The organism is Shewanella oneidensis MR-1 (assembly GCF_000146165.2).
GTDB classification, from domain to species: domain Bacteria; phylum Pseudomonadota; class Gammaproteobacteria; order Enterobacterales; family Shewanellaceae; genus Shewanella; species Shewanella oneidensis.
On sequence record NC_004347.2, the window covers coordinates 3,919,290 to 3,935,179 of the forward strand.

12 protein-coding genes are annotated in these 15,890 nt (G+C 46.9%); 8 read left to right on the forward strand and 4 right to left on the reverse strand.

The window, feature by feature from the left end:
- Positions 1–6: 6 nt before the first annotated feature.
- The 7 genes from SO_RS17570 to SO_RS17600 all read left to right on the forward strand — a co-directional run bounded on the left by SO_RS17570 (position 7) and on the right by SO_RS17600 (position 9,367).
- A complete protein-coding gene (locus SO_RS17570) occupies positions 7–687 on the forward strand; it encodes a TIGR00153 family protein (RefSeq protein ID WP_011073546.1) in 681 nt (226 codons plus the stop codon).
- 25 nt (positions 688–712) lie between these two features.
- Positions 713–2,002, forward strand: a complete 1,290-nt coding sequence (locus SO_RS17575) for an inorganic phosphate transporter (RefSeq protein ID WP_011073547.1) — start codon at positions 713–715, stop codon at positions 2,000–2,002.
- Between the two features lie 196 nt (positions 2,003–2,198).
- Entirely contained in the window at positions 2,199–2,747 is a 549-nt protein-coding gene (locus SO_RS17580) for a TIGR04211 family SH3 domain-containing protein (protein ID WP_164925911.1), read from the forward strand.
- A 257-nt stretch (positions 2,748–3,004) separates the two neighbouring features.
- Complete coding sequence (gene putA, locus SO_RS17585) at positions 3,005–6,199, forward strand: bifunctional proline dehydrogenase/L-glutamate gamma-semialdehyde dehydrogenase PutA (RefSeq protein WP_193378418.1); 3,195 nt, start codon at positions 3,005–3,007, stop codon at positions 6,197–6,199.
- Between the two features lie 647 nt (positions 6,200–6,846).
- Positions 6,847–7,608 carry a DUF2971 domain-containing protein gene (locus tag SO_RS17590; RefSeq protein WP_011073550.1) on the forward strand — a complete coding sequence of 254 codons (762 nt, stop codon included), beginning with the start codon at positions 6,847–6,849 and terminating at the stop codon, positions 7,606–7,608.
- A gap of 754 nt (positions 7,609–8,362) precedes the next feature.
- Positions 8,363–9,097 (forward strand): DUF599 domain-containing protein, encoded by a 735-nt coding sequence (locus SO_RS17595; protein ID WP_011073551.1) that lies wholly within the window; start codon positions 8,363–8,365, stop codon positions 9,095–9,097.
- Positions 9,098–9,187: 90 nt separating this feature from the next.
- Positions 9,188–9,367, forward strand: coding sequence for a helix-turn-helix domain-containing protein (locus SO_RS17600; RefSeq protein ID WP_011073552.1), 180 nt, complete (start codon positions 9,188–9,190; stop codon positions 9,365–9,367).
- A gap of 66 nt (positions 9,368–9,433) precedes the next feature.
- Here SO_RS17600 and cyaB read toward each other — a convergent pair whose 3' ends face one another.
- From cyaB to cydD, 3 genes are read right to left on the reverse strand one after another with little or no spacing between them, the layout of a single operon-like run.
- Positions 9,434–10,018, reverse strand: a complete 585-nt coding sequence (cyaB, locus tag SO_RS17605) for a class IV adenylate cyclase (RefSeq protein WP_011073553.1) — start codon at positions 10,016–10,018, stop codon at positions 9,434–9,436.
- Between the two features lie 27 nt (positions 10,019–10,045).
- A complete protein-coding gene (cydC, locus tag SO_RS17610) occupies positions 10,046–11,797 on the reverse strand; it encodes a heme ABC transporter ATP-binding protein/permease CydC (protein ID WP_011073554.1) in 1,752 nt (583 codons plus the stop codon).
- Complete coding sequence (gene cydD, locus SO_RS17615) at positions 11,794–13,734, reverse strand: heme ABC transporter permease/ATP-binding protein CydD (protein ID WP_011073555.1); 1,941 nt, start codon at positions 13,732–13,734, stop codon at positions 11,794–11,796. Before cydD ends, cydC begins: the two co-directional genes overlap by 4 nt.
- A gap of 391 nt (positions 13,735–14,125) precedes the next feature.
- Between cydD and SO_RS17620 the strand changes: the two genes are divergently transcribed.
- Positions 14,126–14,644 carry a type II secretion system protein gene (locus tag SO_RS17620; protein WP_011073556.1) on the forward strand — a complete coding sequence of 173 codons (519 nt, stop codon included), beginning with the start codon at positions 14,126–14,128 and terminating at the stop codon, positions 14,642–14,644.
- A gap of 83 nt (positions 14,645–14,727) precedes the next feature.
- Here the strand turns inward: SO_RS17620 and SO_RS17625 are convergent, their stop codons facing one another.
- A complete protein-coding gene (locus SO_RS17625) occupies positions 14,728–15,777 on the reverse strand; it encodes a DUF3626 domain-containing protein (RefSeq protein WP_011073557.1) in 1,050 nt (349 codons plus the stop codon).
- Positions 15,778–15,890: the final 113 nt, after the last annotated feature.

Consider the following 15,890-nt stretch of genomic DNA (forward strand, 5'->3'; position numbering starts at 1 on the left):
ACGGCAATGCCAGTAAACTCTATTTTGGGCGTGTTTGCAAAATCGCCAATCAAGCCCCTGCAAGAGCACATGGACAAAGTCTACGATTGCGCATCGTTACTGGTCCCCTTTTTCGAAGCCACCATCACAGGTAACTGGGATGACGCAGTTCAAATTCGTAAGCAAATCAGCTTAGCGGAAAAGCAAGGTGACTCACTCAAACGTGAAATTCGCCTCACGCTGCCAAGCGGTTTATTTATGCCTGTTGAACGTACTGATCTATTGGAACTTTTAACACAACAAGACAAAATTGCTAACAAAGCTAAAGATATTTCTGGCCGCGTTATTGGCCGTCAACTGCTAATCCCTCAGGCTTTACAAGTCCCCTTTATTGCATATTTACAACGTTGTATCGACGCTGTAGGTCTTGCACAACAAGTCATTAACGAGCTCGATGATTTGCTCGAAGCAGGTTTCCGTGGTCGTGAAGTCGATTTTGTGGCCAAAATGATCAACGAGCTCGATATCATCGAAGAAGATACTGACGACTTACAAATTCAGCTGCGTCGTCAATTATTTGCGTTGGAATCAGAATTGAATCCTGTCGATGTGATGTTCCTCTATAAAACGATTGAATGGGTCGGTGGTCTTGCAGATCTTGCCGAACGAGTCGGTTCGCGTCTTGAGCTTATGCTGGCTCGCGTTTAATAAATAAGGTTATCAAGGTATCAATATGGTTGATGCAGGTATGGAGGTGGCTAACGTTTTAGCCACTAATGGGCAATTGCTTATTGCCATTGCGGCCGCGTTTGGTTTTCTTATGGCGTGGGGTATTGGCGCTAATGACGTCGCCAATGCGATGGGAACCTCAGTAGGTTCTAACGCTATTACGATTAAGCAAGCGATTATTATCGCGATGATCTTTGAATTCTCAGGTGCGTTTTTAGCAGGGGGAGAAGTTACCAATACCATTCGAAGCGGTATTGTTGACTCAAACTATTTTACTGAAACGCCTGAATTGCTAGTGTATGGCATGATTGGTTCACTGTTAGCCGCAGGTATTTGGTTAGTAGTGGCATCAGCATTAGGCTGGCCAGTATCAACGACACATTCTATTGTGGGCGCGATTATTGGTTTTGCTGCTGTTGGAGTGGGTACAGAGGCTGTTGCTTGGGAAAAGGTTGGCGGTATTGTTGGCTCTTGGGTCATCACCCCAGCAATTTCTGGCTTTATGGCTTTTATTCTGTTCCAAAGTACTCAAAAGTTGATTTTCAACACTGATGATCCTCTTGCTAACGCCAAACGCTATGTGCCTTTCTACATGGCATTTGCCGGATTCATTATGGCGTTGATGACCATACTTAAAGGCCTTTCCCATGTGGGCCTACATTTCTCTATTACTGAGTCCTATTTGCTTGCTGCTGTTATTGCTGCCGTTGTTGGTATAGCAGGTAAAATTGCAATTTCACGTTTAAAAATGAGCGACAAGGCTAACCGCCAAACTATGTTTGCTAACGTTGAGAAAGTGTTTGCAATTTTAATGGTATTGACCGCCTGTTGTATGGCTTTCGCCCATGGTTCAAACGATGTTGCTAACGCGATAGGCCCATTAGCGGCAGTAGTATCTGTGGTGAATAGTGGTGGTGAAATTGCCTCAAAATCACCGTTAGTTTGGTGGATCCTGCCTTTAGGTGCCATCGGTATCGTCATGGGTCTAGCGATTTTTGGTCAGCGCGTGATGCAAACCATTGGTAAAAACATCACTCACTTAACCCCAAGTCGTGGCTTTGCTGCCGAATTAGCAGCGGCAACAACCGTTGTGATTGCATCAAGTACAGGTTTACCTATCTCTACTACCCAAACCTTAGTGGGCGCGGTATTAGGTGTGGGTATGGCCCGTGGTATTGCAGCAATCAATATCGGTGTTGTGCGTAATATTGTTGTATCTTGGGTGGTGACTTTACCTGCCGGTGCGGGTCTATCAATCATCTTCTTCTTTACGATTAAAGGAATCTTTAACTAAAGAAGCACAAAACTGCTATGGCAAGCTTGCTGTAGAAACGCGCTAAACCCAGAGGAATCGCTAGCATGGATGCAGCAAAGTTGAGGGAAGTCTATGACTTCCCTCTTGCATTGCAAGCCTCAAATCCATAGCATGTGGTCACTATTTCGTTGATGAGAATACAAAAGTGTTAAGAATGCTGACTCTGTTGGGAATAATGTTACTCTCCCCCAACCTGCTGGCCGAAGGCCAATCCCGCTATATCTCGGATAACGTGTTTCTTTATCTTCTTAATGGCCCAGGTACTGATTACCGTATTTTGGGTTCGATTGAGGCAGGGCAACCCATTACGCTTCAGGGTGAAACCCAAGGCGATTATTCAAAAATAGTCGATCATAAAGGTCGCGAAGGTTGGGTGCAGACCAATTTAATCAGTTCAACCCCGAGTTTTCGTGAGCAAGTGTCAACATTGACAAATGAGCTAAACGAAGCGAAAGCAAAACTGGCTGAAGTGTTAAATTCGACGGGTAACCAAACCGATGAGGTTGCTGAACTTAAAGCTCAGTTAGCAGAAGCACAAACCATGCTTGCTAAAGCCAATCAAGAGCGTGAAAACCTCAAAATGGCGGTTGATCATAGCGCCCAAGAAACACAATTTGCCCTATGGCGTGAAGGTGGGATTATTGCCGCTGCTGGTTTAGTCGTCGGGGTAATCTTGGTTTATCTGCCAAGACCACAGCGCCGCAACAAGAAGCGTTGGATGTAATTTTTACACTAACGGCCTCTAAATAAACGCAAAAGCCAGTGTTTTCAAACACTGGCTTTTTTGTCAATCAAGCGTTACATCTAGCCATTAACAAGCTAATCAAACAATCTTCACATTCTTTCGCGCTATAGTGTTGTCCGTCACATTTTGGTTGTATAATCTGCGCGCGCAAAGCTTCATATTGTATACAAAATATCAAATGCGTTTCGCGCCCCCCATTTTTGTTTCAACAATAGAGCCCAAAACAACTGGCCAAGATGGAAGCGATTACTATGTTCAAAGCGAGTGAAGTGCTGGCAGGCCGCTACGATTCTGCCAATCTCGACGAACTGTTCAAAGCTGTCACCGACAACTACATTGTCGATGAAGAACAATACTTGTCAGAGCTAATCAAACTAGTCCCCTCCAGTGATGAAGCGATTGAGCGCGTCACTCGTCGTGCCCACGAACTGGTGAACAAAGTTCGTCAATTTGAGAAAAAAGGCTTAATGGTTGGCATCGATGCCTTCCTACAGCAATACAGCTTAGAGACTCAGGAAGGTATCATCCTGATGTGTTTAGCCGAAGCCCTACTGCGTATTCCCGATGCGGCCACCGCTGACGCCTTGATTGAAGATAAACTTTCAGGTGCAAAATGGGATGAACACTTAAGCAAGAGCGATTCGGTACTGGTTAACGCCTCCACTTGGGGCCTGATGCTCACCGGTAAAATTGTCAGCTTAGATAAAAAAATCGACGGCAGCTCAAGTAACCTATTAGGCCGTTTAGTCAATCGTTTAGGTGAACCCGTGATCCGCCAAGCCATGATGGCCGCGATGAAAATCATGGGTAAACAGTTCGTTCTTGGCCGCACCATGAAAGAAGCGCTTAAGAACAGCGAAGACAAGCGTAAATTAGGTTACACCCACTCCTACGATATGCTGGGCGAAGCCGCGCTGACGCGTAAAGATGCCGAAAAATACTTTACCGATTATGCCAATGCGATTACCGAGTTAGGCGCGCAAAGCTATAACGAAAGTGAATCTCCACGCCCAACGATTTCAATTAAGTTGTCGGCATTGCACCCACGTTACGAAGTCGCTAACGAAGACCGTGTACTAACCGAGCTGTATGACACCGTCATTCGCCTAATTAAACTCGCGCGCGGGTTAAATATCGGTATTTCTATCGACGCCGAAGAAGTTGACCGTCTCGAACTGTCATTAAAGCTGTTCCAAAAACTGTTTAATTCTGAAGCCACTAAAGGCTGGGGATTACTGGGTATCGTTGTTCAAGCTTACTCTAAGCGCGCGCTACCTGTACTGGTATGGTTAACCCGCCTAGCGAAAGAGCAAGGCGATGAAATCCCGGTTCGCTTAGTCAAAGGCGCTTACTGGGATAGCGAGCTTAAATGGGCGCAGCAGGCAGGCGAAGCCGCTTACCCACTTTACACCCGCAAAGCAGGGACAGACGTATCTTACTTAGCCTGTGCGCGTTACCTGTTATCCGACGCCACCCGCGGCGCGATTTACCCTCAATTTGCCAGCCACAACGCGCAAACCGTTGCGGCAATTTCCGATATGGCGGGCGATCGTAACCACGAATTCCAACGTCTACACGGTATGGGACAAGAGCTGTACGACACCATTCTGTCGGAAGCGGGCGCGAAAGCAGTACGTATCTACGCCCCCATCGGTGCCCATAAGGATCTGCTGCCCTACTTAGTACGTCGCCTACTGGAAAACGGTGCGAACACCTCGTTCGTGCACAAACTGGTCGATCCGAAAACGCCTATTGAGTCTTTAGTGGTTCATCCGTTAAAGACATTGACCAGCTACAAAACCCTGGCTAACAACAAAATCGTTTTACCTATCGATATTTTCGGTAGCGATCGCAAAAATTCCAAGGGACTCAATATGAACATTATTTCAGAAGCAGAGCCATTCTTCGCGGCCTTAGACAAATTCAAATCAACACAGTGGCAAGCGGGTCCTCTGGTTAATGGTCAACCCTTAACTGGCGAGCACAAAACCATTGTTAGCCCATTCGATACCACTCAAACTGTGGGTCAAGTGGCCTTTGCCGACAAAGCAGCTATCGAACAAGCCGTGTCTTCTGCTCATGCGGCTTTCGGCTCTTGGACCCGTACACCTGTTGAAGTGCGCGCCTCGGCACTGCAAAAGCTAGCGGATCTGTTAGAAGAAAACCGCGAAGAACTGATTGCCCTCTGTACCCGTGAAGCAGGTAAGAGCATTCAAGACGGTATCGACGAAGTGCGTGAAGCCGTCGACTTCTGCCGTTACTACGCAGTACAAGCCAAGAAGCTGATGTCAAAACCTGAACTGCTCCCAGGCCCAACAGGCGAGTTAAACGAACTCTTCCTCCAAGGTCGCGGTGTATTTGTGTGTATCAGCCCATGGAACTTCCCATTAGCGATCTTCTTAGGCCAAGTCTCAGCGGCCCTAGCAGCGGGTAACACTGTGGTCGCAAAACCTGCGGAACAGACGTCAATCATTGGTTACCGCGCAGTGCAGTTAGCACACCAAGCGGGTATTCCAACGGACGTGCTGCAATATCTGCCAGGTACAGGCGCCACCGTTGGTAACGCACTGACGGCTGATGAGCGCATTGGCGGCGTATGCTTTACCGGTTCAACGGGCACAGCCAAACTGATTAACCGCACGCTGGCAAACCGTGAAGGCGCGATCATTCCGTTAATCGCCGAAACCGGTGGCCAAAACGCCATGGTGGTTGATTCTACTTCTCAACCAGAACAAGTGGTTAACGATGTAGTGTCTTCATCCTTCACCAGCGCGGGTCAACGCTGCTCGGCGCTGCGCGTACTCTTCCTGCAGGAAGATATTGCTGACCGCGTTATTGATGTTCTGCAAGGTGCGATGGATGAGCTAGTGATTGGCAATCCAAGTTCAATCAAAACTGACGTAGGTCCAGTGATTGATGCAACAGCCAAAGCCAACCTTGATGCCCATATCGACCACATTAAGCAAGTTGGCAAGCTGATCAAGCAAATGTCTCTGCCAGCGGGCACTGAGAATGGTCACTTTGTAGCGCCAACAGCCGTTGAAATTGATTCAATCAAAGTGCTTGAAAAAGAACACTTTGGCCCAATCCTGCACGTGATCCGTTACAAAGCATCAGAACTTGCCCATGTGATCGATGAAATCAACAGCACAGGCTTTGGTTTAACCTTAGGTATCCACAGCCGTAACGAAGGCCATGCCCTCGAAGTGGCGGATAAAGTGAATGTCGGCAACGTGTACATTAACCGTAACCAAATCGGCGCGGTGGTTGGAGTACAGCCTTTCGGCGGTCAAGGTCTATCTGGCACAGGTCCAAAAGCCGGTGGTCCACACTACTTAACCCGTTTCGTGACTGAAAAAACCCGCACTAACAACATCACCGCTATCGGTGGTAATGCGACCCTGCTGTCACTCGGTGATAGCGACGCCTAAGCTTGCTCACATCTTCAGCTTTAAGCTAAGACCATTACATAAAGTTAAGGCCAGACACTGTCTGGCCTTTTTATTTCATTAATCAAAATCAAAGTCGTGGGGCTTCACCCCACACCCGACCAAGGAGGACTGCTCGTCCTATCCTCCTTGGATGCTCCAAGACGCCCCTAACGGAGTTGAAAGCCCCTTGTGCTCATAGCCAAATTTGCTATCGCTTCCGAAGGATGCGTCCCTGCACCTGCGAAAGCTAGCTCGCCATCCATAGCAAGACTCACGCAATTTGTCTATTCGCCCTGCGGCAACTCCGAGGGGAGGCGTATTCTGTTACTTCGGAGTTAACTGTTAATCCCAAGAGAGTTATGCCTATCCCATCATTAAGACGTGAGCGTAAAAAATGAAAAAGCTAAAGTGATATCAAGTAATTACCAACCAAACGGTATAAAAAACCGCTACCGCAAAAAAGCAAATTCCTATAGCATCATTTATACCAATTGACATGGATGTGGCAGCGGCCAAGTCCAACAAGCGATTTATGCTCTGCAAACAACGCAGCGCATAAATACTAAGAAGTTATGCTCTAATCTATTAAATTTTGAAACTTGTTTTTCATTTTTTGTAATGGTGAATTTATTTAACTCGGAGGTTATATGGCAGCGAATACAACAGGAACAATAATGAGACAACCAGAAGATGGCAATATTAGACTTTGGCGCTATATGGATTTTTCAAAATTTGTCGCGCTAATATCATCAAAATCACTTTTCTTGAATCGAGTTGATAGATTTACGGATCCTTATGAAGGTCATTTTTCGAGTCTAAATAACCGACTCAGAAATAGCATTTATGAAGCCAAATATGCGGGTTCTGAGATTGATCCCCATAAAGTTGCTAGTGCAATATTCGACTTTAATAGTTTCTCCAGACAATGGACTTATGTGAATTGCTGGCATGCAAACAAGTATGAATCAGCAGCTATGTGGGATTTATACGCCAAGACAGAAGAAGCAATTGCTATTGAAACTGATTATAACTCATTAGCAGCAGTGCTACCTTCTGAAGCTCAATTAGGTTTTGTTGAATATATCGATTTTGATACTGAGTGGATGCCGGAAAATAATGCAACTTACCCCTACTTACATAAGAGAAAATCTTTCGAACATGAGAAAGAGGTTCGAATCATAGTACAGGAGATACCGAGGGCAAAAAGTGGAGTTGGTTTCGATAGGGAAGCTGTAAATGATAAACATGGCATATCACTAGATATCGATTTGAATCAGTTAATCAAATCAATTCATGTTTCACCGACAGCACCTAAATGGTTAGTCGATCTAACTGATACGGTGTCAAAAACCTTTGGCATTGACGCACACGTTAAGCAATCAGATTTATATAAAGCACCAATCAAATAATAGTTCATGAGTTCTTTGGGATTGGTGTTTTAATCCGGAACGAGAGGCTGTTCATAATTCTGTGTCAGGTTAATTTCACAGATCGATATGGTTTTCTAAGCGCCCCTCAAAATGGATTGAGAGCTGTGATAGCGTCAAATTCCAGTTTTGGATGGCAGAAAAGACAGGACAGGCGCAGATCTTCGGGGATTAATAGCTCGCACAGTTGCGTCAGGAGTTCACCTTCCCCTGCGAAGTTGCTGAAGGGCGTTGAAGAAAATCGCGTGAGCGAGGCATGGATGCCGAGTTAGCTTTCGGGGTACAGGATGTACCATCGGAAGCGTTAGCGATTTTCGAATAAGCACGAAGCCACTCATTAATGCATGTAACTTCGCTAGGGACGCCGGGGGATTTCCAAAAGGGGAACAGGCGTTTTTCCCCTTTTGGTCGGGTGTGGGGTGAAGCCCCACGACGTTGATTCACCTCGGCCGAAAGGCCGCCATTTAACGCAATAGCATTAAGGACACTTAATGCCCAAGTGCCCCGCTCCGAGATATGACCTTAACTCATTTTCTAACTCACTTACCTCACAAGAATTTCCTCAAAACTGAGTCTCACCAAGCAAGCGGTTTTAAAGCCAATGTGAGCGGCTTCAAAATGTGAATAGCCGAGATTTGAAAGCGATATGAGGGGATTGCGCCTAGAAGATAAAAACCTTCATAATCGCCATTCAATCAATTTTTCACGTTCCCAAGGTCACTTTCTCAAGGTTGCTATGACATTTTCGCTATTGGATATTTCTGCATTGACATGGTTTATCGTTTCTTGGGCTGGCTATACCGCCTTTGCTCGGCGCAAAGCGAAGGACACTGACTGTATTGCTCGAGGTCTGCATAAGCACAGGATCTACTGGATGCTTGAGTTGATGACCCGGGGTGTGCGTGTGGGCGATGCGGCGTTGCTGGCAAACCTTGAACGCAATATTGCCTTTTTTGCCTCAACAACCCTATTTGTACTCGCGGGGGTATTAACCTTATTTGCACAGGTCGAACGCCTCGAAGCCGTAATCGCCACCATTCCCTATGCCACGCCGCCGAATCACTCGCTGGTACAGGTAAAATTAGCATTATTGGTGGTCATTTTTGTGATGGCATTTTTTCAATTTACCTGGTCGATGCGCCAATACGGCTTTGTAAACGTAATGATAGGCGCGGGCCCGATGGATAGCGAAGGCGCCAATGACAACCTCAAAGCCTACGCAAGACAAATGGCCACGGTGCAAGACCAAGCCGCCCACTCATATAACTATGGCCTGCGGGCTTACTACTTTTCGATGGCCGTGCTCTGCTGGTTTGTGCACCCAATACTGTTTATTTTGGCGAGTTTATTTGTGGTGGTCACGCTCTATCGCCGCGAATTTAAATCCCGCGCAGTATTGGCCATTACCGCAGCTAAGGCACATCTAGGATCAGAGTATCAAGCCCGCGAGACAAAGCGCCAATCCCGTTAATTTTTATCAAAAATAAGACTTCAACCTTTAAAAATGCCGTCTTATTCTATACTCATTGGGTTTATGACCAATCAATAATTGGAGTGAGCCATGAGTGATAATCTGTTAACGATGGATGAAGTATGCAAACTGTTAGATAAGAGTCCGGCAACCATTAAACGCTATGCGCGGGAAAACTTGCTTAGCAGTGTCAAAGAGGGTGAGGAATTACGATTCCCCGAAGATGAGGTCAAGCGCTACTTAGCCTTTTCGCAGCGCTTAGGAAAATAAGTCGTCGTAAATGCCTATTGATGATTCATCCCCAAATGGACTTGGGATGCATCCCCAGCAAAGCGATTATTGTTGTAAAGCCTGCTGTAATTGCCTGTAGGATAAAAACTCCCGCTGCGACTCATTGAGGCCAAGTTCCGCCGCTAAAGCGACGAGCTGTGCCTCATACACCGGCAGCATGGCCTCATCATCGGTCATTATCGCCAGTTCAGCAAAGTCACCCAATCCTTCAAGCCTGTCTAAAGTTAAGTGAAATTGCCCTAAAAAATACACGCTGCGCCGCTTTTTAATCTCAAGCACACATTGATAACCTAAAGTACGGAGCATACTTTTAGCTTTATTGGCATCAGTGATATTGACCGCTTCACAGCGATCTTTCTCGGGTCCTTTTACGATCCAAAGTCGGATCCCTGACGGTTGCATCTCACGAATGCACAGGCTTTTATGCTGCGCCGCTAACGACGCCGAGGGCGAATCAAAATAGCAGTCATGCTCAAGGTTATCCTCCAGCATTACCTCCGGTGATTTAGCGCTTAGGCGTGCCCAAAAAGCCTCACGGTCTGCGAGCCGATATTTAAGCTCCACCTCAAACTTACCGTTAAAATGGGCGTTAATTTGCGGTGCAAGCTCTGCAGGCATTAAGTTATTCATCAACAATCTCCATTTTTACAGCCTAGCTCAACCTAACCGACGATAGAGCGCCTGATACGCGGCGCACTCCTTGAGCAGACTTTGATGATTTCCCGATGCCATGATTTTGCCCTCAGCCATAAGGTGGATTTGATCCATCTTTGCCATCGCAGTTAAACGGTGGCTAATCATGAGTAGAGTTTTATCTTTAGCAAATTCAAATAATAAGCTTAAAATTTCACGCTCGGTACGTTTATCTAAGCCTTCAGTAGGTTCATCTAACAACAGTAGTGGCGCATCCCTCAGCAGTGCTCTTGCCACCCCGATACGGCGCTGCTCGCCGCCCGATAACTGCCGTCCGCCTTCGCCAATCCACATATCTAACGGTTTGTCGCCTTTTAGTAAATCACCTAAGCCAACTTGCTGTAAGACGTCGATAAAACGCGCATCATTGGCGGTGCGTTTTTGGCCTTCAGGCACGGGCAAAGCAATGGCGAGATTTTCCCGCAGGGTGCCCGCATACAGATAAATACGTTGGCTCACTACTGTCATCGCCGATCTTAAGGCGCATTCACTGTAGTCACTCAGTAGATGACCATCAAGGTAAATCTGTCCGCTTTGCGCCTGCCAATCTCGGGTGATTAAGGACAATAAACTGGATTTACCACAGCCTGTGGAACCTAATAGCGCCACCTTTTGGCCCGGTTTAATCTCGAGGGATAAGCCCTGCAGCACGTGCTGGTTTTCGAGATAGCCAAAGTGGATATCGTGGATCTGCAGTCCGCCTGAGATCGCCTTAAGATCTGTATCTGTACTAAAACGAATATCACTTTCTTGCTCAGTGATTTCGTTAATACGCATCGCCGCCAGCACACAACCGGATAAATGCTGGAAGGCGCCCGCAATCGGCATCATCATTTCCACACAGGCCATAGTGGCAAATACCATCAAAGCGAACATCGGGCCGGGAGGCACGGCATCTCCAACGCCATTGGCGGCTAAAAACAACATCATGATAAGCGCAGAGCCCGTTGCGATAATCAGCATCGCTTGGCTTAAGGCGGTAATATTGGCCATGGCCGTTTGGCTGGCAAATAACGCTTGCTCGGCATCATCAAGTTTTTGCCTATATCTAGCATTGGCGCCAAATAAACTCAGCTCCGCTTGGCCTTGTAATATATCGAGTAACTGCACTCGATATTGGCGTTTAGTCTCAAGCATATTGCGGCTAGGCGCATGCCCGAGACGATAAAACAGCAGTGGTAACAGCAACCAAACCAGGATCAAAAATAAGCACAAACTTAAGGCGAGCTTGGCATCAAACCAAGCGAGAAAGAGATACAAAAGCCCTGTCATCAGTAAAGATGCCGCCATCGGCGTCAGTAGTCTTAAATACAGATGGTCGAGCGTATCTATATCCGCCACGAGACGATTGAGCATATCGGCGCGGCGCAGCCCTTGCAGATTTTTAGCACTTAAAGGAAAGAGTTTTCGCCATGCCCATACCCGCAGTTCAGTTAATAATTTAAAGGTCGCCTCATGGGTTGCTAGGCGCTCACCGTAACGACTGGCTGTACGGGCAATAGATAAAAATCGCACCCCACCCGCGGGCGTAAAAAAGTTGAAGACTTGGGCGCTAACGAGGGTCAAACCTGCCACTGCCGTGGCCGATAAAAACCAGCCGGAAAGTGACAACAGCCCAATCCCCGCCATAAGCGTGGTGAGCGTGAGGATTAACCCCACGGCCATCATCACCCATTGGTGCGAGAACAGTCGAATAAAGGGAATTAACACTTTCATTGCGCCGCTCCTTCGGTTGAATTGGATGTTGGTATTAAGTCACTCTGGATATCAACACGGCTCTGCGGCTCAACAGCGGCTAACTCAATATCTGCCACCGATTCGGTATTTTCATGCAACATGGTTTGGAATAATCCTGCCTGCACAGAGAGAGTCGCAAAATCACCTCGCTGGACAATCAACCCCTTATCCAAGACTAAGATCGACTGCATGCGATCGAGCTGATCTAATCTGTGGGTCACCATAATGCACATCTTGCCCGCCATCGCACGGTTCAAGGTGAGTGTGAGGAGCTGCTCACTAACACTGTCTAAACTCGCGGAGGGTTCATCAAGGATAAACACCTGCGACGCCTGTGCTAGTGCCCGCGCCAGTGCAATACGTTGTGCCTGCCCGACGGATAAGGTTGATGATTGTTCACCGATAGCTGTAGCTAAACCAAGGGGTTGCGTGCGCACAAATTCATGGATATTGGCTTGCTCTAGCAAGTGCCACACTTGCTCGTCTGTGATATTAGGATTGGCTAGGGCTACGTTTTCCCGCACTGTGCCATGGAATAACTGTGGCTCCTGTCCAAGCCACGCTAACTGGCGCCGCCAATGGGCAAGATCGATGCTTGAGAGTTCAACACCATTAATGAGTAACTTGCCTTGATAGGGTAAAAATCCTAATAGCGCGTTGAGTAAACTGGTTTTACCTGCGCCACTTGGGCCGACTAAGGCTAAATGTTCCCCCTGTTTTAGCTCAAAACTGATGGGTCCTAATAAGCGGCTGCCATCGACGCTAAAGACCTCAAGTTCTTGAGCGAGCATGCTTTCAATCTTATCAAGCCTGGTATCACTCGCAACTGAGTCTGTTGGCTGAGGATCGGGATGCTCAAGCAGCGTCATTAGGGCCTGCGCTGCCCCAATCGCCTGCGCTTTAGCGTGATAATGGGTGCCCATATCCCTTAACGGCTGATAAAACTCAGGCGCTAAAATGAGGATAAACAAACCGACAAACAGGCTAAAAGGTAATCCTTCATTAGCATTTGGCCCAACATGGGCGTGCATGCCATAGTAGCCAAAATCGAGGTGACCTAAGTAACTAAAACCAAAGTAAACCGCTAATACCGCAATCGACACCGCCGCAAAAAACTCCAGCACCGCCGAGCTTAAAAAGGCCATACGCAGCACCGACATGGTTCGGCTACGAAACTCCTCCGATGCCTTTTCGATCACCTTCAGCTCAGCATCGCCTCGATTGAATAGCTTTAAGGTCGCAAGCCCTTTTAATCTGTCCATAAAACGGCCACTTAATCGAGCTAAGGCATTGAAGTTTTTGCGATTGGCATCGGCGGCGCCCATACCAACTAAAATCATAAACAGCGGAATTAATGGGGCCGTTAACAGTAAAATTAACCCCGCCGCCCAGTTGATAGGAAAAACAGCGATCAAAATCAGCAATGGGATCACGCCCGCCAGCGTCATTTGCGGAAGATAACGAGCATAAAAGTCTTGTAAATCTTCAACTTGCTCTAACACTATGCTTGCCCAACTGCCAGCGGGTTTGCCTTTAATAAACGCAGGACCAAGCCGAGTTAACTTATCCATTACTGCACTGCGAATATGTTGACGCAAACGCCTACCCGCTTCAAAACTGGTGCGCTCACGGGCATAGGCTAGCCCTGCTCGCAGCAACATTAAGCCAATCAGAGCCATAAGATGTGGCAGATAATCACTTGCGCCGATAGTCGACTGAGCGCTATCGGCGCCGAATCCGAGCAATCCATTACCAATAATCACACCATCGAGAAGAGTGGCAATTAAATAAGCCTGCACGATCAATGCAATAGCACTTAATATTCCACACCAGACCGAGAGTTTAAGAAACCAGCCACAGGCCTTTTTTTGAGACTTGAGCCAAACGAGAAGGGACTTTTCTAACGACTTATCCATGGTGCTCCAACAAAAACCAGCAAAGCAGTAGATTGTAGAAATAGGCTTAACGCAAACAAATCCTATGTGAAAGACTTGCAACAAACGAAAAGGTTCGATAGGGACGCAGTATCGCAGGCATCCCAAGCAGATGAAACCTTGGACGTATCTTTTGCCAAAAGATTCACAAAAATGCGATGCTGATCAATAAATTCTGATTTAGCTCGTCAGTAAAAACCGCTACCACTGAGTGCCGCTTAACGGTAAGCCTGTTTTGTAGCTTATACGCTGGCAATCAATATTCGGATCGTTATAGGACTTTCACCCCTTAGTTAACCCAGAACATAACCGCCCTAGCCATTTGGCGCTGACTTAGATAGCATAGAAATATTTTTCAAGGAGTTAGATAATAATGACAAATAAAAATGCGGGTTTTACCTTAATTGAACTTGTTGTGGTAATTATTATTTTAGGGATTTTAGCTGTCGTTGCTGCACCCAAATTTATTAATTTACAATCAGATGCCTATAAAAGTCAGTTATCAGGCGCCTTTGCCTCAATGAAATCTGCGGTCACCTTATTCAAAGCAAAATCAGAAATCGCCAATACGGGCCCCTCAAATCGTGTGGTTTTTGATGGTATTCGGGGGGAGAATTACCAGCCATGGGCCGCGAGCAGTAACGGTACTTTGCCAAGTGCCGGTTACACAACACCCCCTGAAATTTTTAATGCCGCTGGGCTTAATGTTAACGACTGGGCCTACCGTATCTACACTTCAAGCGGTACTTATGAAGTCATTGCAACCCCCAAGAAAAAATTAAATCTTGCTACGCCCACGCAAGCCGAAGTTGCTGCAACCAACTGTTATATTGATTATAAATGGGAAACGGCTGGCGTACCTACCTATACAAAGGTTGATACAGGCTGCTAAAAAGAAAGGCTGATGTTTTGCACAAAGGTCAAAACGTCAGCCTTGTAATCAAGCGGATGTAATTCGCAATAAAATCTTTCGCTCTAAGGCTGGAGCCCACCATACTTTACCAATACATGCCAAAGTAGCTTGAGTTCATGGGCCACTTGAGCACGATTACCTCGATCCCGCCAATGCTGTGGTGAATGATATAAATCCCGTGCAGCAACCCCAATGGCATAGGCATCAACACTGTCATCGATGGCAATACGCTCGGCCAGCGAGGGCATGGTCGGCCCGCGGAAATCACTGGGGATCTGCGCCGTGTGCAAGCTAAAACCATTATGGTATTGCAGCTCAATATCGTAACGATCACAGAGCTTACTTAAGGTCGCACCGATTTCAGTCCCTTTAAAACTCGGATCGGCCACCAGCATGGCAATATCTTCATCGAGTGACACGTCACCGTGAATTTGCGCTTCGATATAATGATCAAGATTGGCCGACATCGGGCGTTCAAAGCGGGTAAGCAATGACGAATTAAGCTGATGCGCCAAATAATGGATCACATTGAGAGGCTTAAAGTCCGCTTTACCCAAGGCATAGTGGCGCTCAAAACTCTCAGTAAGCAGTGCCGCTAATACATCATCAAAACAGGATAATGTACCCCTTTCCTTGGGATTGCGGTACGAATCAAGGTAAGTAAAGGTCGAACGCGTGAGCAATTGTGAGTGGGTCAACAAATAACAACTGCCAAAACGGGGAGCTGGGCCATCCTGCCACATGCCTAAATCTAAGGCGCCATACTTAGGACGGGATCTGGTTCCCTTATATACATCACCAAATAGCTGATTTTCCCAATGATCCCTTGGTCCACCCAGCTCTGGTGATAACTGCCCATTGGAAATATGGGTCTCAAATTGACTACGGTATTGGCCATCACGCAGCAACCCTTCGGCCACCGTTAGGCCTCTGCTGTCGATTCTATCGGGATGAAAATGCAGCGCTACACGGCCACACTGAAATAATTGCCTGAGTGCTAACTGCATCTCCTGCATAGGGATATTCGACATCTGTTGCACGTTTTTAATCACAGCCACGGCCTGCTCACTTCGCCCACGAGCTAGGCGTTCAATATGCTGTATTGCTGTCATAATCCACCTGTCATGAGGCGTTAATATTCCTAAGAAGAACCAGCCTAAGAATTCAATGGTGCAGAATTCAACCTGCAAACGGGAAAACATCCCGCGATGTCTTCACTTATTCT